This is a genomic window from Corallococcus sp. AB038B (assembly GCF_003668955.1).
GTDB lineage: Bacteria > Myxococcota > Myxococcia > Myxococcales > Myxococcaceae > Corallococcus > Corallococcus exiguus.
Genome location: NZ_RAWO01000002.1, coordinates 1053654 through 1076055, shown reverse-complemented (window position 1 = coordinate 1076055; position 22402 = coordinate 1053654). Strand labels below are relative to the sequence as shown.

Sequence of the window (22402 nt, the reverse complement as noted above, 5' to 3'; positions counted from 1 at the left end):
CAGGCGGGATGTCGAGCGCCCTACTCCTTCGCGTCGAAGCGTTGCGCGAGGATCTCCGCGAGAGCGGCGCCACAATGACGCTGGGTCTCCTTCAGGAAGCGCCGGATGGAGTGTGCCGAAACAGACCGGGGACCGCCCTCCAGCGCGGAGGCCAGCTCCTCCCGGGTCAGGCGCACAGGGGCCTCATCTGGATCCAACGTGTCCATCGGGGTGTCGCGTTGCGCGCACCGGAGGTAGGCCTCCGTGACAGCGGCCTCCAGATCCGAGCCTGAGAAGAAGCGCTGGCTCCTCCGGTTCCCCAGGAACAGCGGACCCAGGATGTCGTGCAGTTCGGCAAAACTGGGAACGAAGACCGGCTGACCACCGCGCCCCAGCCGCTTCAGGTAGTAGGAGACGATCTCGATCGCCTCATCGAGATCGGGAGGTGGCACGGGGACGTAGCGTCCGAACCGGCCACTCCGAATGACCGCTTCATCGAGCGCGCCCAGGAAGTTGGTCGTTCCCACGATGATCCTGCGCAGCCGACCCGCGCGGTCCAACTGGACGAGGAGTTCGTTCACATCCGCCTTCTCATCGCTGTGCATCTGACCGTTGCGCCGCGAACGCGCCACCGCGTCCAGTTCGTCGAGCACGAGCATCCGCTTCTCCTGCTCCACGACCCAGTCGAACTGTTCGCGGATCATCAGGTTGCCCCAACCAACGTAGGGCCCCCGCAGGTCCGACGGAGAGAGCAGCCGTACTTCCTGTTCGAGTTCTCCCGCGATGGCCCGGGCCAGCAGCGACTTGCCGCATCCCGGAGGCCCGAAGAAGAGGATGCCGGAAGCCCGCGAGACATTGCGCAGCAACGTGCCCCGGCGCTCCGGCCAGATGATGTCGCGCTGGATCCGCTGCTTGACGGCGGTGTAGCCCGCCACGTCCGCAAGCCCCGGCAGCCGATCCACGTCGCGCTCCACCGGCTCGATGGTGGACTCACGCCGGGCCTCTTCCGGATCCTTCACCTCCGAGGCGCTCTCCGTCAGCGGCCGCGGTTCGAGCTTCGCGAAGGCAGTCCCCGCCACGGGCACCAGCACCGCGCCGTCCTCTCCCAGATGGTGGGCGATGTCCGCCAGGAACGGGCCCGCCCAGAGCAGGGCTTCGCTGGGAACGACGAGCGAGAAGGACTCTCCCGCCTTGCGCCGCGAGAAGATCTTCCGGTGATAGAAGGCCTCCATCGGCCCGCTTCCCAGCAGCGTCTCGACCTCGAAGCTCCCCAGCTCCTCCACATGAAGGTCGGTCCGAGTCACCTCCTGCGTGGTGCCGTCCTCGTCCAGCACCTCCTCACGGCGGTGTTCGAACTCGAGCTCGGCGTCCGGACTGCGCAGCCCCACCCACTGCGCAAGGCGCGCCTTCAGTGACAGCGCCGTGGCGCTTTCGTTGCCGCCCTTGAACCGGGAGAAAGGAGCGCGCTTGAGCGTTTCGCCCCAGGAGTTCATCGCCTGCGCGGAGCCGTGAGCACAGGCCTCGCGGCTCCATAGCACCAGCTTCAACGGAGACAACTCCGCCACGATGGCATCCGTTGCCTTCTCGGGTTTGCCGCCCACCATCAGCAGCAGCCGCGACACAGGCGTCCCCTCGCTGGAGATCGCCGTGGCATCGAACTCGAAGACGGGGCCCGGCCAGGTGGAGAGCAGCCGCTGCTGATCCACGGGAGCGTCCGCATCGCGCCGGAGCGCGACGAGGTTGAGCGTGCGTGGAGCGTCCTGGAGCCGGGACCCCTCCGAGGCCAGGACGGATGGCCTGAGATAGCCGTGCAGCAGCGTAGGAGGACCGCGGACGACCGCCGCGGAAGGAGGCTCGCCGCCGCTCGGCGTGCGGATGAAGCGCTGGGCCGAGCGATACGCCCAGCCCATCAAGCCTTCCCAGGTGGCCTGCAACCAGTCCGCGGCACTTCGGCTGTCCGGCAGGTACAGGAGCGCGAGGATGGGCTCGGCGGCGGTCAGGGCGCGAAGGAATGCGACCTCCCGCTCCTGCGACAGTCCCAGAGCGCTGGGCCAGAAGGGCTGGGGCAGCGCGAAGGATGAGGGCAGGCCCGGCTCCGGCGCCTCCTCCTCATCCGCCTCGTCCTCCTCGATTTCGGAGGGATCCAGCAGGGCATTCTTCAGCCCCAGGACAAACGGCGCGTAGCGATCCCAGCTACCGGTCGTCGGCTTGACGTCCAGGCCCGCCCGCTCGAGCTGGCGCACGACATTGCCCAGCGAGGAGCGCTGCATCTTGACGTCCGTGGCGTAACCAAACGCCTTGACCAGGTCCGCGAGCGACGACTGACCCGCCAGACTCAGCGAGTTGCTGAACTTCGCCTGACGCTTGCGCGCATCCGCCATCCCCACGGCCAGTGGCTCCACGTCGGAGCGGGACACACGTTCCAGCGTGTTGTCCTGCCAGGGCAACCGGACCGTGAGCGTGTTGCCATTGCGCCGGGTCACGATCCCAATGGGGTTGCCCGCCTGCTGCTTGAGGACGACGGTGTCTCCAATCAGGACCTTCATGACGCTCCCCCCTCGGGTCAAGAGTTGGCATGCGCGCAGGGCATGCCTTCAAGGGAGAGCATCACATCCCGCGAGGCGGGATACAGGCCATCCCCCTTAAGAGGGATGGCCCAGACGGTCTATTCGTCGTAGCAGGGACCGCACTGGCGGACCTCGACGGTGGACCACTCCGCCGCGGGGCACTGCGTGGCCCATTCCACCGCCTCCTCGCGCGTCTCCACGTTGATGAGGAAGAAGCCGCCGATGATCTCCTTGGACTCCGTGAACGGCCCGTCGCTGAAGCTCAGCTTCCCATCGCGCCGCTCCACCCGGATGCCCTCCTCGTCCGAACGCAGGGAGTCCGCCGCTACGAGGATGCCGCGCTTCTGGAGCGCCGCCCCGAAACCCAGCATCCGCTCCATCCGGTCCGCCGAGACGCGCTTCCCTTCCGCCGTCTGGGACTTCCCTCCAATGGTCTGCCTCACCACCAGCATGTACGCCATGGCCTGCTCCTTTTTTGGGGCGAAGCCTATGCCACCGGTCCCACGCGACCGCTACTACCCTCGTGGTCACGGATACTTGGCTTAGAGCGGATATCCTTGTCAGCCCTGTCTGCGAGGCTGACGACCCATGCGCACATCCCGAATCTCCCTCCCCCTGTTGCTGACCCTGACGGCGTTCAGTGGCTGCCGGAACGACGACCCGCCGGCGCCCTCCCCGCTCAAGGCCACCCTCCACCGCACGTCGTACGGTGTCCCCCACATCCAGGCCGACGGTTATCGCAGCCTGGGCGCTGGAATCGGCTACGCGCAGGCGCAGGACGCGGTCTGCATCCTCGCGGATCAGTTCCTCAAGGTCCGTGGCGAGCGCGCTCGCTACCTGGGCCGGGGCCCGCAGGACGCCTTCCTCGAAAGCGACTTCACCTACCTGGGGCTCGCGCTGCGGACCCGCGCCGAGGCCAGCTTCGCGGAGCAGTCGCAGGACCTGCGCGACCTCGTGCAGGGCTATGCCGCTGGCTACAACCAGTACCTCGCGGATGTACCGGCCGCTCAGCGTCCCGAGCCCTGCCGGGGCGCCACGTGGGTGAAGCCCATCAGCGCGTACGACCTCATGGCGTACCACCTGGACCTGTCGCTGTTCGACACGCTGATCCCGCTGCTCGGCTACGTGGGCAACGCGCAGCCTCCGAGCGCGGAGACGGGAGGCGAGCGGCTCCAGTCGAGGCCGCTCGCGCTGTCTCCGCGCAAGGATGAGCTGGGCAGCAACGGCTGGGCGCTGGGCCGCGAGAAGACGGCCAGCGGCCGGGGCATGCTCGTGGCCAACCCGCACTTCCCCTGGGAGGGCAGCCTCCGCTTCCACGAGAGCCACCAGACGATCCCCGGCAAGCTCGACGTGTACGGTGTGTCCCTGCTGGGCGTTCCGGCGATCAACATCGGCTTCAACCGGGACATCGCGTGGACGCACACGGTGACGGCGTCGAGCCACCTGACGCTGTACCGGCTCAAGCTCGTGCCGGGCGACACCACGGCGTACGTCTATGACGGGACGACGCGCCGCATGACGTCGCGGACCGTCACCGTCAACGTGCGAGGGGACGACGGCGGCATGACGCAGGAGACGCGCACGTTCTGGCGCAGCCACTACGGCCCCATCCTGGCCGGCCCCGGCGCGGATTGGACGGACGAGACCGCGTACACGACGCGCGACGCGACCGAGGACAACCCGCGCTTCGCGGAGCACTGGGTGCGCCTGAACACGGCCCGAGACATCGGCGAAGCCGCGGAGGTGGAGCGCACCGTGCGCGGAGCGCCCTGGGTGAACACGCTCATGACGAGCGCGGACGGCGATACGCGCTACGTGGACGCGTCGCGGGTCCCCTATTTGAGCCCCGCCACCGTCGCGGCGTATCGCGACTCGCTCGCGTCCACCCCGGACGCGCCGGTGTTCGCGTCACTGGGGCTCGTCCTGCTGGACGGCAGCACGTCCCGCGACGAATGGGTGGGCCTGGACAGCGAGTCGCACGGCCTGGTGCCGACCACCGTCATGCCGCAGCTCCGCCGCACGGACTTCGTGATGAACGCGAATGATCCGGCGACGTTCACCAACCCCGCCTCTCCCCTGCTCGACCTGCCCTTCCTCTACGAAATCTTCGGGACGCGCGGCCGCATGAGCACGCGCTCGCACATGAACCTCACGCTGATCACCGAACAGGGTGACACCGCGGCGGCCGGGAGCGACGGGCGCTTCACGCGCCAGGAGGCCGAGCAGGCCATCCTGAGCAACCGCACCTGGGTGGCGGAGCAACTGCGCACGGCCGTGGTGCAGCGCTGCCAGGGCGCGGAGCCCATCGTCGTCGAGGGCGCGCCGGTGGACATCGCGGAAGCGTGCCAGATGATCTCGGCTTGGGATGGCCGGCTGGACCTGGACCGCTCGGGCGCCATCGTCTGGCGTGAGTTCCTCAACGGCTTCAACCGCTCCGACCTCGTGGACAAGGGCACCCTCTTCACGCAGCCCTTCGATCCGGCCCGGGCGGCGGTGACGCCGTCGGGATTGGTCCCCGCGCCGGAGTCCGGCGTGGATCCGGTGAACCAGAAGCTGGCGGAGGCCGTGGCGCTCCTGGGCAAGGCGGGCATCGCGCTGGGCACGAAGCTGGGCGACGTGCAGTTCGCGTGGAAGGAAGACCGCAAGGTGCCCCTGCACGGCGGCGCGGCCTTCGAGGGCGTCACCAACGTCGTCGGCTATTCCGGCGCGAACGCGACGCTGCTGCCGCAGTCCCAGCCGCAGGGCCCGCTGCTCTCCCCCGGCACGGGGCTCACGCCGGAAGGCTACCTGGTCGACTTCGGGACCAGCTTCCTCATGGTGATGGAGTTCACGCCGGAGGGACCCAAGGCGAACGCGGTCCTCTCCTACGCGGAGTCCAACGACCCCGCGTCTCCGCACTTCGCTGACCAGACGGACCTCTTCTCCGGCAAGCACTTCCGTCCCGTGCGCTTCAACGAAGCGGACATCCTCGCGGATCCAGAGCTCACGACGCTGGAGCTGACCATCGACGCCACGTCGAAGCTCGAGTAGCGAGTCAGGGGCCTACGTCCTCAAGCGCCCCACCAGCGGAAGGCCCCTAGATGAACGCCCTGTCCCAATTCATCAAGCAACTCCGCGCCTGATGAACCGGCGACCTCCGGTACGTTGGAATGTGCCGCGAACGGAGTGATGGCGACAGGGCGCTTCAAGATTTCTTGGACCTGCGTCCGACGCAGGTCATCCAGCGCCACCAGGACGTCGTGGGCCGTTTTCAATCCGGCCCGCGACCGAAGCACTCGCAGCATCCCGGCAACCGCCTCCAGTGCTTGCGCGAGCATTTCCGACCCGTGGCCTGATCGCTGACTCCACCAGCCATACTGCTCGCAGACCAGCGCCTTGATCACATCGTGGACTGGCCATGCCAGATCGATGACTGCCGCCGCCCCCGCGGCCAGGAAGCTCGCCGCGAGGCCCGGAATCCGGTCCTCGTGGTCAAACAGAAGGCGCTCGCGGTCAGCCCTTCCCGCCGTGGAGGCCCACAACTCCACGACCCGGCAGTGAGGCATCAGCAAATCGACCAGATTTCCTTCCACCAGGGAACGCCCATCCGCCAGTCGGAAACTCGCCGTCGCGTCGTTGATGGACTCGGGGCGCCCGACTCCGTAGATGCGCAGCACCCTGATTCTTGATGCGTGCGCCTGCAAGGCATCCAACTCAAAGGCACTGGACGCTGGATTGCGTGGGGCCTGAATGAACTGCTCCGGCGGCTTCACCCCATGCAAGGTCGTCAATGCGGCTTCACCGAAACACGTTGTCGTTCCCGCCGGAGCCAACAGGCACGCCGTGAAGTCTTCCCCTGAAGGCTGAGGAGCGCCGAGACGACCGAACCCCTCCGAGGGAACATGGAAGAGTCCCTCCACCTGCTCGGCAAGCAGCTCGCCACGCCCCAGGCGGATTCCCAACAAGGGAAGTGCGCGCAGAGCGCCCGGAGCAAACACGCGCCAACGCAATCGCTGTCCAGACTGGGCTTCGTCCAGAAGGGCCGCCAGCGCTGGGGCCAGCGCGTCTTCCAGCCGCTGCCATGCATGGCGGCGATCTCTAGCGACTCCTCGCCTCGAACTCGTGTCCTCCCTCGAAGTCCCAAGCAGATCGCCCAGAGCCGCGCGCACTGCCTCAGCGGGGATCCGGAGTGTTCGTCCTCGCGGCCCTCCCCCGTCGTTCCACCACGCGATGACCAAAAGGGTATCGTCGGGGATCAGGGTCAGCCCCAGCAGGCCGAATCCCTCCTTGAGGGAGCCCAGCCGCCGCTCGTTCGATTCAAGGTCCAAGCCAGGTTCCAGCGCCGCTGGGAGTCCCCGGAACGCCTGGGCGCCGGACAACAAGCGCCGGGTGGCGTCGAGTTCGAGGATTTCGTCCCAAATCCGATTCGCGCCTTCCTCCAGGAGCGACAGAGTACGAATCGCCTCGAACGCGGCGGTGCATGCGGGGCGCACCTGCTCCTGCCACTGGCCGATGAGCAACTCCAGGCACCAGGCCGTCAAACCCGAGGAACCCCGAGGGCTCGTCTTCATGGCCTGCCTCGTCAACGAATGCGGGTCCAAGGGATGAGGCTGGATCCGCTTCTGGATGGATGCCGGATCCGCCAACAGCACCGCATTGGACAGGGCCGCACTCAATGCCTGCCGGCGCCGGATGTATTCATTCAGACTCCGCAGGGTTCGTGCCCACTGCTCCGAGGGCCCGGTGGAGAGCCATGACAGGTGTCCCAGGAAAGCCAGTCTCAGATCACTTGCGTAGTGGAGGCACGCCAACAGGTGCACCTCGCTGCCAGGACGGTTCACCTCGTGTGAGGACAGGTAGAACTTCAACAACATTCGATAGGCAACGCCCAAGGTGCCCACCGTGACGACGAGGGCATGACGCTTGTCGCCGGAAGTTCCCCACAAGCTGGCCTCCATTTCGCCCAGTGCCTGGGTGAGAAGCACGGCCGAGGGAACCGTGCTTGGGTTGGACCGGGATGCTTCGTTTCGCAGGGCATGAAGCGTCGCCCCCACCCGCTCACGTGGCGTCAACGGAAGTCGTGCGATGTCCGCGGCCTTCGTGCCCGTCCCCCAGGGATGCAGTGCGACTCGCAACCGGTGCCAGGCAGGAACCATCTCTCGGGGGCACTCCTCCCACGACGCAATGGTCCGTGCATGCCGGAGCACCTCGTCGCGCCAGGACGCCGGAACCCCTTCGTCTCGTGGCAGCAACTCGACCGCGACCGTCACCACACGAAGCGCCTCGTAGGAAACGGGATGAAGGCCATCGAGTGCGGGCATGAGGAGCGCCAGGGCATCGCGGAAGGCCTCGTCCACCGGCTCCGCGGTATAGACGGAGCGCAAGAGCCGTAAACGAGCCGACGCCGCCAATCCGTCCGCGTTCGTTCCGCCACCCAGCCGCTGGACATCCGCCAGCAGGCTCTCGGCCCGAGCAAGTGCCACTGGATGAGGGACGGGGGGCAACCATCGCTCCTGGATGGCGACCTCCACCCAGAGGTGGGCGGCCTCGACGGACAACCGAATCCGGTCCGCGGTACCCAACCCAGGAGCGGCAAGCACCTCATGAAGCCACGCCAGCGCCTGCAACACGTTGTTCCTGAACGCACCCTGGAGGCTGTCGCGCAACAGCCGCGAGACCCGGAGGGCTTGCTCCACGGAGGGAACGTCGCCCAGGTTCAGCATCGCCGCTTGCGCGAGCACGGGCTCCCGCTGCTCGCGATAGGAGTCCGGGCGTACGATGGGCTCCAGCGACAGGCAGCGCGTGAGCACAGCCTGCTCCGAGTCGGTCAGCGGCCGCTCGGAATGCTCCGACCAGGGCTCCTCGGGCTTCCACTCCGGGAGGCCTACGAAGCGGATGGCTGCCCATGAGACGGGACATCCGAAGACCCGGCGAATCCCCTCTCCCCCTGAATCCACCGATGCGGTTGTTCCCAACAGGTCGAAAGTGGAATCAAGCCCCTCGGGTCCCAGGTCCAGCCCCAGCAATCCGGCGAAGTCCTTGATGGCCTGCGCTTGAGGCTTGTGCCGCAGCTGTTCGATGAGGAGCTCCACCCCGTCCCTGGACCACCAGCGCTGTGCCTCCAGCAGCGCGACCGCAGGGTCTCGGCCTTCAGCAAGGCCGTTCCGGTACCTCCTGACGATGGCAGCCGTCACCAGGTCCGGAACGGGCCAGAGCGTCCCCACACAGGTTCGCGCTCCCGCCAGGAGGAAGAGGAAATCCAATCCGAAGGCTTCGTCGGCGGGAGGGGTCAACGAGTCCGTCGCCCGATTCGTTCCGGTCTGGCAGGCCCAGATCTCCATTCGCTCCAAGCCCACGACGTGGCCCATCAGCACCGACGTGTCCAGCCACTCTTCGTTCCACAGCTGAAGCGACGGCATCTCCCCGGTCTCATGCTTCCCATGCGTGTAGATGCAAAGGGTCTCGGCCTGCGCGACGGTTTGCACCAGCGCCTTGGCCTGGGCCTCGTGCCCCACGAACCGGCGTTCACCCGCCAGGGATTGGGACAATGCGATATCACTGAAACCCGTGCTGCGTGGATCGAACACCCCATGTCCGGACCTTGGCGGACAGGCCGCCGGGCGAATCCGCAGCGGAAGGAGACCCGCGAGCCAGACCAGCGAGTCAAAACGGTCCATCAACCGGTTGCCTTCGGGTCCCAGCGCCGCGAGCGGTAGCGCGGCCGCGGAATGAGACGGCAGCAACACCGCCCTGCGACGCCGCCCGGCAGGCAGGATGGGAGCCAGGTCAAGCTGGGCCAGCAACTGGCTGACCCGGTCGAAATCAACCTTCTTGCGTCCCCGGGAAACCGCCCGAAGGAGCCGGCGCAACTCCGGTTTCACCTGGAGCGAGGCACTCCTCGCGACCATTTGTTCTTCGTCCATCCACACAGCGACCGCGAGCAGATCCCCCAGCTCCAGACTGAAACGTATCAACACCTGATCCGGCGCCGAGCGCAGGATGGCTTCGAGGTCTTCGCGTTCCACTTCGCGCGCCAGGACACGGTGGACCTGAGCGTAGTGGGGGTCGTGACGGAGGAGCGCGGATTTCAACCGGATGCTTCTCTCGCCGTGGGCCTCGACCTCCGCCTGGAGGTAATGCAAGGGCACCTGCGCGGCAAGTGCAGCCGTAAGTGTCAGGATCCAATGCTCCTTGTCAGGAAAGCCGCTTTGTTCCTCGTGCGAAAGCTCGCGGGAGCTCTTCAAGGTGTCTCGAAGGATCTCCCTTTGGGCGGTCAGCGCCATCCGCTCCAGAGAGCGTGCGCACCCGTCGTAGGTGGCGGCACGGTGGGTATGGAGCTTCAGTTCGCGCGACAGCTTCGTCGCCAATGGGTCCCTCGGCCGCCATGCATAGGCGCTGAGGTTCTCGGCGAACCGCATCCCGCTTGCATTCTCCAGATGGAGGAATGCTCCCACGCCGTCCGCCTTGTCCTGGGCGAGAATGCGCGCTCCCAGTGCCGCCGCGGATTTGAATTCCATGGCGGCCACGTCCGCGGCGAAATCCGCGATCGTCTGGGCCCGCGCCTCGATGGACCTGTCTATCCAATCCTTCAAGACGCCCAGGGCCTCATCCGGGGCGCCCGCGCGCCGCAACGCCTTGGCGTGGCGGATGCGCCATGGTGCACTTTCCAGTCGCGTCGGTCGCACCTTCCGAAGATGCTCCCTCGCCAGGGCGAGCCGCTCCGGTGCCGCCCCAGACATGGCGATCTCCGCCAACAGGATCCATCCGAGGTCTTCCCGTCCGGGCTCGGGCTCCTTCACGGCCTCTCGGGCATACGTCTCCGCCGCGGACAGATCGTTCTTTCGCCCCCGCGCGACAAGTGCTTCGGCCGTCCCGAACCGCGCCCGTGCGATGACATGTTGCATGGGGCCGTTCTTGTCGCGCATGGCCTTGTAGGCCCCTGAGATGGCGTGCTCGTACTCAAGAATTGCCTTGTTGGTCGATCCCATCTCCGAGAAGAGGTTGCCCAGATTGAGGTGCGCCTCCGCCAGCAGCCTCGACCCCACCCGGTCGCAGCGAGCTGTTTGCGAAATGACGCTCCGGTAGAGTTGCTCGATCTCCTTGTGGATTGGCGTTGCGTCTTCGTCCGAAAGCAGACGTGCCAGCGTCCGCAGGCTTACCGCCAGTGAGTTCTCGCTTTGTGCCCGGCGCATGAAACTGGCCTGACGGGACGGAGACGACAGGGCCCTGCGAAACAGTCCGATGGCGGAATTGATGGCGCTCCAGTCTGACAGAGCCGCGCCCAGGGTGAGTGAATGGGCCAGATCATGTCGTGCCGATGATGCCGCCGCACCATCATCGTCATCCGAAAAGTAGCTCAGCGCTTCTCTTCGCAGGGACAAAGCTGCTTCCAGGTTGCCGCTCAACTCCTGATCGCGCGCATCCTGAAGCACCTTCTGGGCCTTCCGCCCCGCGGCGGTGGACGCCATCTCCGCATCGTATTCCATGTCCCGAGCGACCGCCTTCATTTCCTGGGGCGTCATGTCCCCACCTCCCGGGGATGGACCAACTGCCAGTCCACGTCTCCATAAGCCGCGAAGCAGAGAACCAGGGCATCGCCCTTCGCGAGAAGTTCTCGTTTGATCCGCACGAATACATCCCCCCAGTTCCGTGGGACGCCTTCGGTGGCCTCGGAGAGGTGACGGATGACGTTAGCCGCCGTTGGACAGGCATGCCGCCCCCGGATGCTCGCGATGGTGCTGAGCACTACAGCCGCCCCCAGTTGGCGGAACCGCCCCACGAAGCTCTGGTATTGAGCGGGAGGCATCGCGGTATCGCACCCCAGGAAGAGGACGATGGTCGCGGGCACCTTGTCACTGCGGACATGTGAAGCCTTGAGCCTCGCGCGCCGCAGGTATTCGTTGGCAATTTCGATGACCGGGAGCCCCGATTCTGGATCATTATCGGTGTGGACGAGCAGGACCAGGAGGGAGGGTCCCAGTGATTGAACCTTCTGCTCCCAAGCCGCCCAGCCATCGGCGGTGTCGCTCTCTGGGAACGATTCCTTGAGGGCGCTCAGCACCTTCGCGGAGCTCCCAGGATCGCCCTTGTCAACCTTCCTGCTGTAGCCAAAGAGCGCCCCGGGTGTCAGCGCGATCTGGTTCTGCTGTTGCGTCGGACTGAGCTGGAGGCCGACATCCCCAGGCGCGGAGCTGGCCGGTCCTCGACGCTGACGCTCGATGACCCGGGTCATGCCCCAGAAGCCGAGTGGACAGACCACGCTTTCGGCGCTCCTGCCCTGTGGGCAGATTCCAGGGCATTGACCTTCTTGAAGCGCCTGGCGTGCGTGGGGACAGATCGTCGCGTCATCCGTCGGTGACTCCCTGTCGTAAAACAGCTCCACCGGAAGGAAGGTTCCATCGCGTGCCTCGATGACCTGGATCCGGGTCCCCTTCCGCAGCGGCTCCGGCACTCCCTCCTGGTCAATGACCTCCATCCAGAGATCACTGCCTTGCTTGGCCAGCACCCTCAGCAATCGGACCATGGCAGGATCCTCAAGACCCGTTGGGCACTGTTCCTTGTCAGTGACTTGATCGATCTGCCCACGAATCCCTTGCAGGGCCTCTTCCAACCCGTTCAATGAGACCCATCGGACCTGGCCATCGGCGACCGCCATGGCGCGCGCGGTCCCGGCCTCGTCGTGGTTCAAGACCAGCGTGGCGTCGAATGAACTCCGCGTCTCGAGTTCTTCCAATGTCCACGCGGGGGCCAGCTCCGGTTCCAGGCGAACGCCAGCCAAGTGAGATAAATCCTGCGGCTCCAAACCCACGGGAGCTTTCACGTTCATCGTCTGGAGAACGCGGTTGTCATGCAGGATGGCGATCCGAGCGGCGAAGAGTCCCTTCAAGCGTGGAGTGAAGTTGAACACCGCGCGTGAACTGGCCCCGTTCTTCGGAAGAACCAACGAAGCGACCTGCGGTTCAGGAAGGCGCTCTCCTCCGGAGATGTCTGCGAACACGACCGTCAAGGAGTGTGCCGCCTTCTGGCGGGGCAGCTTTTCCGCTGGGAAGCGCTTGCGCAGGGCTTGCCCTGAGCGAAGGCGCGGGCCGATGTGAACCTCGACCCGATAGGCCCTTCCAGACTCCAGGGGGCCGAAGACCGGATGTGCATCACTGCCCGAGGGACCCGCGAAGATGTTGGCGTGGAGGTGACGCGAAGCGCGAGCAGCACCTGGACCGCTCGGCGTTCCCAGGGAGTCCAGCAGGTTCGCGCGGGGCTTCGTGCCCACGGGCGGAGAGGCGCTGGCATCGCGGGCCCGGTCATTCATCAGACGCCGAAGCTTGAGCAAGGATCCGTTGGCCTGAGCGGCCTTATCGAAGCCTTCCTGGGCGAGTCGTCTCGCCACAAAGGGCGCCAGGGCGGGCCCCTCCATCTCCCGAACCTCAAGCTCCAGCCACTCACGCAGGCTGGCCGGAAGGGCGATAGTTGCTGGGAAATTCAACAATGCGCCCAGAAGCGACAGCGACATCGGGATATCGAGCCCATCAACTCCAAGCCGAGGCGCGAGGCGGGCTTCCCGCAGGAACCGTTGGGAGGTGAGGAAAAGCGGCAGGACATAGAGTTCCTGCCTTCCCGCCGTTGTCACCGCCAGGTCGAAGTCCCGCCCTTGCAGCAGTTCAATGAGCATCGTGTGCAGGAACTCGTTCCGCTGCTTTTCAGAAGCACGGACGACCACCACTGCATCCGCATCAAGGGCGAATCTCAGACTGAGCGCGAAGACCATCGCGTCTTCCGTTTCAGTCTCTTCTGACTGGATGGCGATTGCCAGGGAGGCCCGGGGCAGGCCGCCGGCAGGCGTTCCTCCGGAACCGGGAACCGTAGTCACGTTCGCTGGCACGATCAGCAGATCGCCCTCCATCTGCTTTCGCGCTGGACCGCTCGCTACGTCGGGCAGGTCCGCCAGCAAGTCGGAGATCCTTCTTCCGGATGCACCGCCTGGCGCAATGACACGAAGAGGCCATCGTGGCAGGCGCCAAAGCCGCTCCTGCCCCGCGCGGACATGAACCGAAGCCGCCTGAACATCGGGATGGGCCAGCAAGTCCACGCAGAAGGCCAGGATGCCGGGTGCCAGCATCGGCTGGACGATCTCAAGGCGCCGCCCCTCTGCCTTATTGAAGAAGGTCCAAGCCTCCGCGAGTGTACGGACAGGGAGACGACGGTTGACGAGCGCTTCGCGCAAGCGCTCCTCGTCCTTCTCATGGAATCCACACGGGACCTGATTCCCTTGAGCGAACCGACTCAGGCTTCGTGCATCGAAGTTGCCAAGGTCCAGATCGCTCGGGTCGATCCCCTGTCCCGCGGAAAGAACCGCCAGGGTCGCCAGCGCCTGACGAGTGACCTCACCTGAATACCTATCGACCAACTCCCGGTACAGCGTGCGCATCCTTCACCCCAGGCCCGTGCCACCCTTCGGACAGGCCCGAAAACATAGGCGAAGAGACTTGCGGCCGCGTCACCCTCTCGTCACCGACCGGGCCCATCGTGTGGCAATGAGAGTCGCGTCCGACCCCACCCCAAGGAGTAGGCCTGCGTCACGCGCGTGCACACCGCTCGCGGTGGAGAACATGGTTAGATGGGGGCGTCGGCAACCCAGGCCCTGGAGGTTCGGATGCTTGCCTTGGAGATGCTTCCCGCTCAAGACGGCGACTGTCTACTGCTCGAGTATGGCGCGCTGGAAACACCCCACCGGATCCTCATCGACGCGGGCCGTCCAGAGACATTCGAGCACTTGAAGGCGCGGATCGAGGCCCTTCCTCGGGCGAACCGTCATTTCGAGCTCTTCATCGTGACCCACATCGACGAGGATCACATCGCGGGAGCCATCGACCTGCTGGAGGCACGTGAATCGCTTGGGGTGACGTTTGGAGAGGTCTGGTTCAACGGATGGCAGCACCTGGAGAGTGTCTCCCGCGCTGATGACAAGCTGGGCGGTGTCGCGGGCGAAAGGCTCACGGAGTTGCTGGTCGAGCAGCGCCTTCCGTGGAACCGGCGATTCGCGTCTGGCGCCGTGGTGGTCCCCGATACGGGCCCGCTTCCCGTCCATGCCTTCCAGGGCCTGACGCTCACGGTCCTGACCCCATCCGCGAAGCGCCTGGAGCAGCTCATGCCAGAGTGGGAAGAAGCGGTGATCGAGGCAGGACTCGTTCCCGGCAGGGCCACCGCTCGGCAGCTCTCCGCCGAGGATGACCGGTTGGGCGATCCCTCCTTCGAAGCACTGCTGGAAGTGCCCTTCGAGGGCGACTCGTCGAAGCCGAATGCGAGCAGCATCTCCGTCCTCGCCGAATATCAGGGTTGCCGACTCCTATTGGGCGCGGACGCCTACCCTCAAGACCTCCTTGCGGCATTGCAGCGTCATGCAGCGCCAACGCAGCGGCTTGCTCTTCACGCGTTCAAGATTCCCCACCATGGCAGCCGGAAGAACATCCACGTAAAGCTCCTGCAGAAGCTCTCATGCACCCGATTCCTCGTCTCCACCAATGGCAGCCGCCACAAGCATCCGAACCGCGAAGCCATTGCCCGGGTCATCCAGCATGGTCGAGCGACAGAGGAGCGGGTGGAGTTGTTCTTCAACTACGAAACGGAGTTCAACAAGGTTTGGCGCAATCCCGGCTGGATGCGTGAACACCGATATACCGCCCACTTCCCGCCCGAAGGACAGCAGGGATTACGCATGGTCCTGATGCCCTGAGCATCCAGCACGCGCAGGGGCCGGGCGTTCGGCCCGTCCGCCGATGGCGCCGAACTGCAGGCGCATGCACAGGTTGTGGGTGAAGTCCTCGTGCACAAGGGGGAGCACCCACCATGGAACCCACGACCCGAGCCACCGCCCTCCTGCCCGGCCAGGTGGTCGTCTCGCTGAACTTCGACGACTGCTTGGCCTCCCAGCTCATCGCGGCCTCCGCCATGGAGGCCCGTGGCATGCGGGGGACGTTCTTCATCAACAGCAGCAGGCTGGGTCAGTCCGGCCGCCTCACGCTCGCCCAGGTGCGCACGCTCCGGGACAAGGGCCATGAGATTGGCGGCCACACGCTGACCCATCCGCACCTCACGGAGCTGTCGGCGGACGCTCAGCGCAAGGAGATCTGCAACGACCGGGTCGCCCTGCTGAACGATGGCTTCCGCGTCACGTCCTTCGCCTATCCCTTCGGAGACAAGGACTCGACCACGCGGCAGATCGTCATCGACTGCAACTACAACTCCGCGAGGGAGAGCGGCGGACTGAGGACCTCCTCCACTGGAAGCAGCCCGGCCGCCGAGCCCGTGCCTCCCGCGGACCCGTACGCCATCCGGACAAACGGTTCCGTGCAGGCGACCACCACGCTGACGGACCTGAAGAACTACGTGCTGCGCGCCGAGGAGTCAGGCGGCGGCTGGGTGCCCATCGTCTTCCATCACATCTGCGGGCCGTGCGACCCACCGCAGACCTATTCCATCTCACCCGCCAACCTGACGGCGTTCATCGACTGGCTGGCCACGCGCGCCTCGCGAGGCACCACCGTGGCCACGATGGACGCAATCATCGGAGGAGCGCTCAAGCCCCCGGTGAGCTGGCCCTCCGCGCAGCTCTTGAAGAATCCCTCGCTCGAAGCGGACAGCAATGGCGACGGGACACCGGACTGCTGGCAGCGAGGCGGCTTCGGAAATAACACCTTCACGTGGAACCGGACGTCGGACGCGCACGGCGGCAGCTGGGCGCAGCAAGTGCGCATCACGCAGATCACCGACGGAGACCGGAAGCTCATTACCCGGCAGGACGACAGCAGTTGCACGCCCACGCCGATCACGGGGCATCACTATCGGATCACCGCCTGGTACAAGGCCACCACGCAGGTGCGCTTCAAGGCGTACTACCGCACCAGCGCGGGTGCCTGGACCTACTGGTCCCAGGGGCCGCTGCTGCCTCCGAAGAGCAGCTACACCTTCGCGGAATGGACCACGCCCGCGGTCCCCTCCGCGGCGAAGGCCCTCAGCATGGGCCTGTCCATCGATCAGGTGGGCACGCTGACGATGGACGACTTCGCCCTCTCCGACGTGGAAGCGACCGCGTCACTGTAGCGGCGGCTCAGCCTTCGAGCTGCTCCGCCGTGAGGCATCCCGCCGCGAGGTCCAGATCCTCCAGCGGGATGCGCTGGATGTGTTCGCGGGGCTTGTCGACCTTGTCGCGGTACTTGTCCGAGCCGCTCTCGTAGGTGACCCAGATTTCGCCATCGATGATGTTCACGCCCTGGGCGTAGGGGTCGATGAGCCCGTTGCCGATGTCCACCCGCTTGTCGATGTCCGCCGAGAAGGTGTCATCGGTGGACGTGAACGGCTGGTAGATGAGCTTCTTGTCGCCCGTGGTGAAGATGATGCCGCCATCGACGACGGTCATTCCCTGAGCGCGGTCCGGAGCGCGGATGGGGCCCTCGCGAGAGTCCTCGATGATCTCGCCGGTCTTCTCGTCGATCTCGTACCGCCAGACGGCACCTGCCTTGCCATCGCCGTCCTTGCTGTAGCCACCGATGTACGCGTAGCCGTCCTTCACGGTCATGAAGCTGCCGGCGGAGACCAGGCCGATGCCCGTGGCCGGATCCGTGAGGCCTTCAGGCTTGGGGACATCCATGACCTGGGAGGGCATGGCTTCGCGGCATTCGTTCTGGGCGGCCTCGATCTCCTCGCGCGTGTAGACGTAGATGTGATCCGTGTCGGAGACATAGACGTTGTCGCCGTCCGTGGAGACGCCTCCACCATGGCTGGGAGGACCCGCGGGAGGCGGGCCACCGAGCACCGCCTGATGCGTCTCCTTCCCCGAGTCCTTGTCCTGCACCGACAGGAGCACCCGGTGGTCGTCGTTGTAATAGGTCGTGAGCACTTCACCGCGCCCGGCGTCGTAGCCCTGTCCCTGGGGAGTCCATCCGGCGTCCAGGTGGATGAACTCCGGGCCGACCTTCTCCCCCTTGCTCGCCTTCGTCAGTGGCGAGTCCACGCTCGCGGGAGCCCCGGCCGACGGAGTGTTCCCGTAGCCGCTGAGGTTCACGGGGCTGGCCTTCGCCGCGTCCACACCGTCCTGGAAGTACGGCGCGGCGGAGGGAGGAGGCGCGGGCGGAGCCGGAGCCACCGGAGGCTTCGTGACCGCGGCCTGGATCGTGGTGACGACCTGGCGGATGAGGGAGCTGATCAAGGGCCTGCCTCCAGTTGAAGGTGCTTGAGGGCATGAATCCTACACGACGGAGTTTCCACTTCCATATCCGGTAAAATGTTCCAGGCAACGGGCCCGACCTGGCGCGCCGACGGCTGGATGGCGCCTCGTGACCTGCCACCTGCCGGTGGGGGACCCCATCTTCCTTCAAAGGGGGAGCACGCCATGCCCATCTACGAGTTCTTCTGCCGCAAGTGCCAGGAGCCCTTCACCGCATTCATGACCATCCAGGAGCACGACGAGCGAGCACCGAAGTGCCCGCGCGGCCACGACGCGAAAGAGGTGGAGAAGCGCATCTCTTCCGCCCATGCCGTGACCACCAAGAAGTCGCTCACCTACTGAAAGACGCGGGGCACCCTGTTCTTCGTCGATGATGACTCCTGGCCAGCAAGACAAGAGGCTGGTTTCCCTCTTCCTCTGCGGCGACGTGATGACAGGCAGGGGCATTGATCAGGTGCTGCCCCACCCTGCTCCACCCGGCATCCATGAGTCCTACCTGCACGATGCCCGGGACTACGTCGCGCTCGCCGAGGAGCGCAACGGCCCCATCCGCAAGCCCGTCGGCTTCGGTGAAATCTGGGGAGACGCGCTCGCCGCGCTGGAGCACGCCGCGCCCGACGTGCGGATCATCAACCTGGAGACGAGCATCACCACGAGCGAGCAGTGGTGGCCCGACAAGGGCATCCACTACCGCATGCACCCGGAGAATGCCGAGTGCCTCACCGCGGCCCGAATCAGTTGCTGCGCGATGGCGAACAACCACGTGCTGGACTGGGGCTACCCGGGGCTGGCGCAAACGCTGTCCACCCTCCGCCGTCTGGGAATCGCCACCTCGGGGATGGGTGAGGACCTGGAGGAGGCCCAGCAGCCCGCGCTCCTGTCTGTAGGGGCCGGGCGGCGAGTCGTGGTGTTTTCGTGCGGAGATGTCAGCAGCGGCATTCCGCCATCGTGGGCGGCGAGGAAGGACAGACCGGGCGTGGACCTGCTGCCCGACCTGTCCCCCACCACGGCGAGGCACCTGGGCAAACGGGTGGCGGACTTCAAGCGCGAAGGCGACGTCGTCATCGCCTCCATCCACTGGGGCGAAAACTGGGGCTACACGGTGCCACGGGCGCAGCGGGACTTCGCCCATGCACTCATCGACGAGGCTGGCGTGGACGTCGTCCATGGCCACTCCTCGCACCACCCTCGCGGCATCGAGGTCCACCACGGCCGCCTCATCCTCCATGGCTGCGGCGACTTCCTGAACGACTACGAGGGCATCCTCGGCCACGAGGACTACCGGCCGGACCTGGCCTTGATGTACCTGGCGGCAGTGGACCCGGCGAATGGCCGGCTCGCCAGCCTGCGCATGCTCCCCATGCAGCTGCGCCAACTCCGACCCCACCAGGCCTCGCGAAGGGACGCGGAATGGTTGTGCGAAGTCCTGGGCCGAGAGGGACGCCGGCTGGCGCCTCGGACGCGGGTGGAGCTGGAAGGCAACGGGGCCCTCCTCCTGCAATGGGAGTGAGCTCCGGGAACAGTCGGATGTCTCACCAGCACCGGCGCCGGAGGCTCCATCACTTCCCGCAGAGGGCGAAGGTGACCGCGCTGTCGGAGAAATACTCCTCCTGGGAACCCCATGCGCCGTGGAAGGTGTGACCATCGACGCCTGACGTCTTGTACATGCGATAGCAGCCCGCCTCCTTCCGCGCATACGAAGTGCGGGTGCTCGCGAACACCTCCAGCGTGATGCGGTCACCGCCATCCACCGCGACCACCCCGGCGGCGTGGTAGGGGGAGGTCCCCTCCGTGTCCCACTTCATGTTGACGATGACATAGGCCTGGCTCGCGAGCGGCGCCGCATTGTCATTGCTGCCCCTACCCTTGAGCAGGGATTGGGCGACGAGAACGTTTTCCAGCTTGCTGTTCCCGAAGGCGGAGCCATTCTCCACGCTCTTGCTGCGCGTCGCTCCTTCCTTCGGGTCGAACTGCGACTGATGCATGATTTCCTCGGCGGTGTGCAGGCAGTCCTTGATGAACGTCGTGGAGACGTAGGGGACGTAGGTCTTGCTGCTGAACAAGGTGTCGTTCAATCCCTGCTTCCGGAACACGACGCTGTTCAACGGGGCGGCTGTCGCGAAAATCACCTGCCCACCCCAGTCATCCGGGATGAAGTAATTGCCGTTTTCCGACATCCATCCCTCCATCCCCTTCTTCAATTCCACCCTATTCATGTGGCGTCTCCTCGTGAAATGGCCGCGGCGGCTGTCCGCCTGCGCCGGCAGCAAGGTCCGCTGATTATAGACAGGAATTCTCCATGCTCGGCGCTTGCTGTCTGGGATGTCGCGGACCACCCAACCCCATACAACACGTGCACATGCCGAGTCTGTCTACCTAATGGGCCCTGGCGTGCCGTGCGTCCCAGATTGACTCGGCTGCGTGATGCCGGGACGCAAGCGGCGGGTCGCACCGCGACCCCCCAGAGGAGAGGTCAGGCGCCGCGCGTTGGCGCGCCTCTTGCTCTCCGCGGCGGCGGTCCTTCCCCACCCCTGGAGCCCCCATCATGAGACCCATGTATCAGTACGGTGCCGCCGACGTTCGCTACGGCCAGCGCATCCAACTGGGCACGTCCACCCCCATCAACAACTCTGGCACCTCGTCCTACTCCATCGGTTTCTGGGTTCGTCCTCGGACCCCTGCCTACGACGGATTGCTGCTGTCGATGGGGACGGACTGGTCCATCGGGCTTCACGGCATGCAGCTGACGCTCGACATGCCGGGCCTCAATGCGCCGCGGTGCGCGGAGGTCGAACTGCTGCCGGAGCAGTGGCAGTACATCCTGTACGTCTGGCAGTGGACCGGCACTGGCGCCGGCAACTACACGCTCTACGCGAACGGCACGCCCGTCATCGAGGGGAGTGCCACGGGAGTCATCATCACCGAAAGCGTCTTCACCCTGGGGGGCACGACCGACGCGCAGTTCTGCAACGTCGCGTTCTGGTCCACCGCGTTCACCGGCGAGGAGTGCCAGCCGGTGTGGGAGGTGCCGCCGCCGGGTCCGTCACTCACCGCCTGCTACAGCTTCAGCGACGGGTCCACCGGGGACGTCTCCGGCCACAACCGCCCGGCCGCGACCTTCCAGGGCGGCGCGCACGTGACGATGCTCGCCCCCGCCCTCCGGGTCGTCAACGCGGCGGTCCAGCCCTCACCGCGAGACAACCTCACCGTGGTGGCCAACGGCGGCCCCTTCAGCGTGCAGGCGTGGTTCAACGTGGATGCCCCCTCCGACTTCCAGCTGAGCGACCGTACGCTGTTCGCGTGCCGGGACCGCGACACCCGGGATGGCATCGCCCTGGGCCTGCTGTGGGACAATGGCGCGTTCGACGTCTGCCTCAAGTCCCTGTCGGGCTCGAGCGGTGCGAGCTGGGAGCAGGGAGCGGCGCTGCCCGCGGGTGGGTGGCACCACCTGTCGATGACCTACGACGGGAGCGCCACGGTGCGGCTCTTCCTGGATGGCGACTCCGTTGCGGCCATCAGCACCACGCTGCCTTCGGTGGCCAACCCTGTCTGGGTGTTCGGCGCGGACCCCGATGCCAGTGTCGCGGGTGGGGCGGTCTACGACTTCCAGGGGCATCTGCAGGCGGTGAGCCTGTGGTCGCGGGAACTCCCCCAGAACGAACTCCAGCAGTACATGTCGAGCGACCCCTCCGACGCGGACGGCTGCGTGGCGTACTACGCCTGGAACGCGCTCGGCCTGGCCAACCAGGTGACCGGCAATCCGCCGTCGTTGCTCAACACGGCGACGCCCTCGCTCGTCGCCACACCGCCCTCCGACTCCACGCCGCCGCCCGGGGCGCCGTCCACGACCACGCTGGTGGCGGTGCCGCGCCCCGCGGGCCTCCAGCCCTCCGTCCGGTGGGCCACGGAGGAGGTGGCCCTCCCCGCGCAGAGCCCGCTCTCTGGCGAGCAGGTGGACGCCCTCATCGCGTCCTATGAGCAGGTGTTGGCCTCCGTGCCGGGCGCGATGAAGGACCGGCTGCGCTCACTCTTCCGCAACAACCTCCACCTGGGGTTGTCACGCGGCAACGGGCCCGGGGGCCTGCCGGTGGGCACCATCGCCGGGAAGGTCGAGGGCAAGCACTACGTCTTCTATCACCACACCGCGCAGGGCCCGGTGGAGTGCGACCGGATGGAGCTGGCGGTCGACACCGAGTGCATCGGCTGGGTCATCTCCGTGGCCTCGACCTGCGTGTGTCTGCTGCTGGCGGTGGTAGGGCTGGGCTACTCGGCGACCCAGGTGGTCAAGGCCGCCAGGCCGCTCATCACGGAGAGCACGTCGCTGCTCCGGACGCTGGGGGCCGCGGCGCAGCAGGGTGCCATCGATGGCTCCACCGTCATCCGGATCATCAAGGCGCTCTACCTCGGAGGGACCCTCGGCAAGATCTTCGGGGCGGCGCTGACGGGCAGCTGGTTCACCATCGCCCTCAACTGCGCGTCGCTCATCCTGATGGTCGTCGGCCTGTTCACGACCGGTGGCGCGTACCTGGCCGTCGTGCTGGCGCAGCTCGTGCTCAACATCGCCGTGCTGATCGCCGTCATCGCCCAGAAGCCATCCAACTGCTGCTGAGCGCTCGTCACGCTCCGGCCCCCGCCAGGATGGCTGGCGGGGCGAGGATTT

At 66.1% G+C, this 22402-nt stretch carries 12 protein-coding genes; 6 read left to right on the top strand and 6 right to left on the bottom strand.

Going from position 1 to position 22402, the window contains the following annotated elements; translation table 11 throughout:
- Nucleotides 1-20: 20 nt before the first annotated feature.
- Both D7Y04_RS15425 and D7Y04_RS15420 read right to left on the bottom strand, forming a co-directional pair.
- Entirely contained in the window at nt 21-2525 is a 2505-nt protein-coding gene (locus tag D7Y04_RS15425; RefSeq protein ID WP_121759798.1) for an ATP-binding protein, read from the bottom strand.
- 119 nt (nt 2526-2644) lie between these two features.
- The gene (locus tag D7Y04_RS15420) at nt 2645-3007 is read right to left on the bottom strand and encodes a YciI family protein (protein WP_120593945.1); all 363 of its coding nucleotides are present in this window, start codon (nt 3005-3007) and stop codon (nt 2645-2647) included.
- Between the two features lie 127 nt (nt 3008-3134).
- On the opposite strand from D7Y04_RS15420, the gene D7Y04_RS15415 reads away from it, so the two are divergent.
- Nucleotides 3135-5576 (top strand): penicillin acylase family protein, encoded by a 2442-nt coding sequence (locus D7Y04_RS15415; RefSeq protein WP_121759797.1) that lies wholly within the window; start codon nt 3135-3137, stop codon nt 5574-5576.
- A gap of 20 nt (nt 5577-5596) precedes the next feature.
- Here D7Y04_RS15415 and D7Y04_RS15410 read toward each other — a convergent pair whose 3' ends face one another.
- Together D7Y04_RS15410 and D7Y04_RS15405 are read right to left on the bottom strand one after the other, a co-directional pair.
- Nucleotides 5597-11047 (bottom strand): CHAT domain-containing protein, encoded by a 5451-nt coding sequence (locus tag D7Y04_RS15410; RefSeq protein ID WP_121759796.1) that lies wholly within the window; start codon nt 11045-11047, stop codon nt 5597-5599.
- Nucleotides 11044-13947, bottom strand: coding sequence for a hypothetical protein (locus tag D7Y04_RS15405; protein ID WP_147454433.1), 2904 nt, complete (start codon nt 13945-13947; stop codon nt 11044-11046). The genes D7Y04_RS15410 and D7Y04_RS15405 overlap by 4 nt, the downstream gene beginning before the upstream one ends.
- 225 nt (nt 13948-14172) lie before the next feature.
- On the opposite strand from D7Y04_RS15405, the gene D7Y04_RS15395 reads away from it, so the two are divergent.
- Nucleotides 14173-15252, top strand: a complete 1080-nt coding sequence (locus tag D7Y04_RS15395) for a ComEC/Rec2 family competence protein (protein WP_147452001.1) — start codon at nt 14173-14175, stop codon at nt 15250-15252.
- Between the two features lie 113 nt (nt 15253-15365).
- Nucleotides 15366-16619, top strand: a complete 1254-nt coding sequence (locus D7Y04_RS15390; RefSeq protein WP_121759794.1) for a polysaccharide deacetylase family protein — start codon at nt 15366-15368, stop codon at nt 16617-16619.
- A 7-nt stretch (nt 16620-16626) separates the two neighbouring features.
- Here D7Y04_RS15390 and D7Y04_RS15385 read toward each other — a convergent pair whose 3' ends face one another.
- The gene (locus tag D7Y04_RS15385) at nt 16627-17724 is read right to left on the bottom strand and encodes a hypothetical protein (RefSeq protein WP_121759793.1); all 1098 of its coding nucleotides are present in this window, start codon (nt 17722-17724) and stop codon (nt 16627-16629) included.
- Between the two features lie 183 nt (nt 17725-17907).
- Here D7Y04_RS15385 and D7Y04_RS15380 point away from each other — a divergent pair, with 183 nt between their 5' ends.
- The gene (locus D7Y04_RS15380) at nt 17908-18084 is read left to right on the top strand and encodes a zinc ribbon domain-containing protein (protein WP_121759792.1); all 177 of its coding nucleotides are present in this window, start codon (nt 17908-17910) and stop codon (nt 18082-18084) included.
- 28 nt (nt 18085-18112) lie between these two features.
- Nucleotides 18113-19252, top strand: a complete 1140-nt coding sequence (locus tag D7Y04_RS15375; protein ID WP_368666419.1) for a CapA family protein — start codon at nt 18113-18115, stop codon at nt 19250-19252.
- Nucleotides 19253-19301: 49 nt separating this feature from the next.
- On the opposite strand, the gene D7Y04_RS15370 is transcribed toward D7Y04_RS15375, so the two are convergent.
- Complete coding sequence (locus D7Y04_RS15370; RefSeq protein WP_147477115.1) at nt 19302-20078, bottom strand: hypothetical protein; 777 nt, start codon at nt 20076-20078, stop codon at nt 19302-19304.
- A gap of 209 nt (nt 20079-20287) precedes the next feature.
- Here D7Y04_RS15370 and D7Y04_RS15365 point away from each other — a divergent pair, with 209 nt between their 5' ends.
- Nucleotides 20288-22351, top strand: a complete 2064-nt coding sequence (locus tag D7Y04_RS15365; protein ID WP_233601428.1) for a LamG domain-containing protein — start codon at nt 20288-20290, stop codon at nt 22349-22351.
- Nucleotides 22352-22402 lie beyond the last annotated feature (51 nt).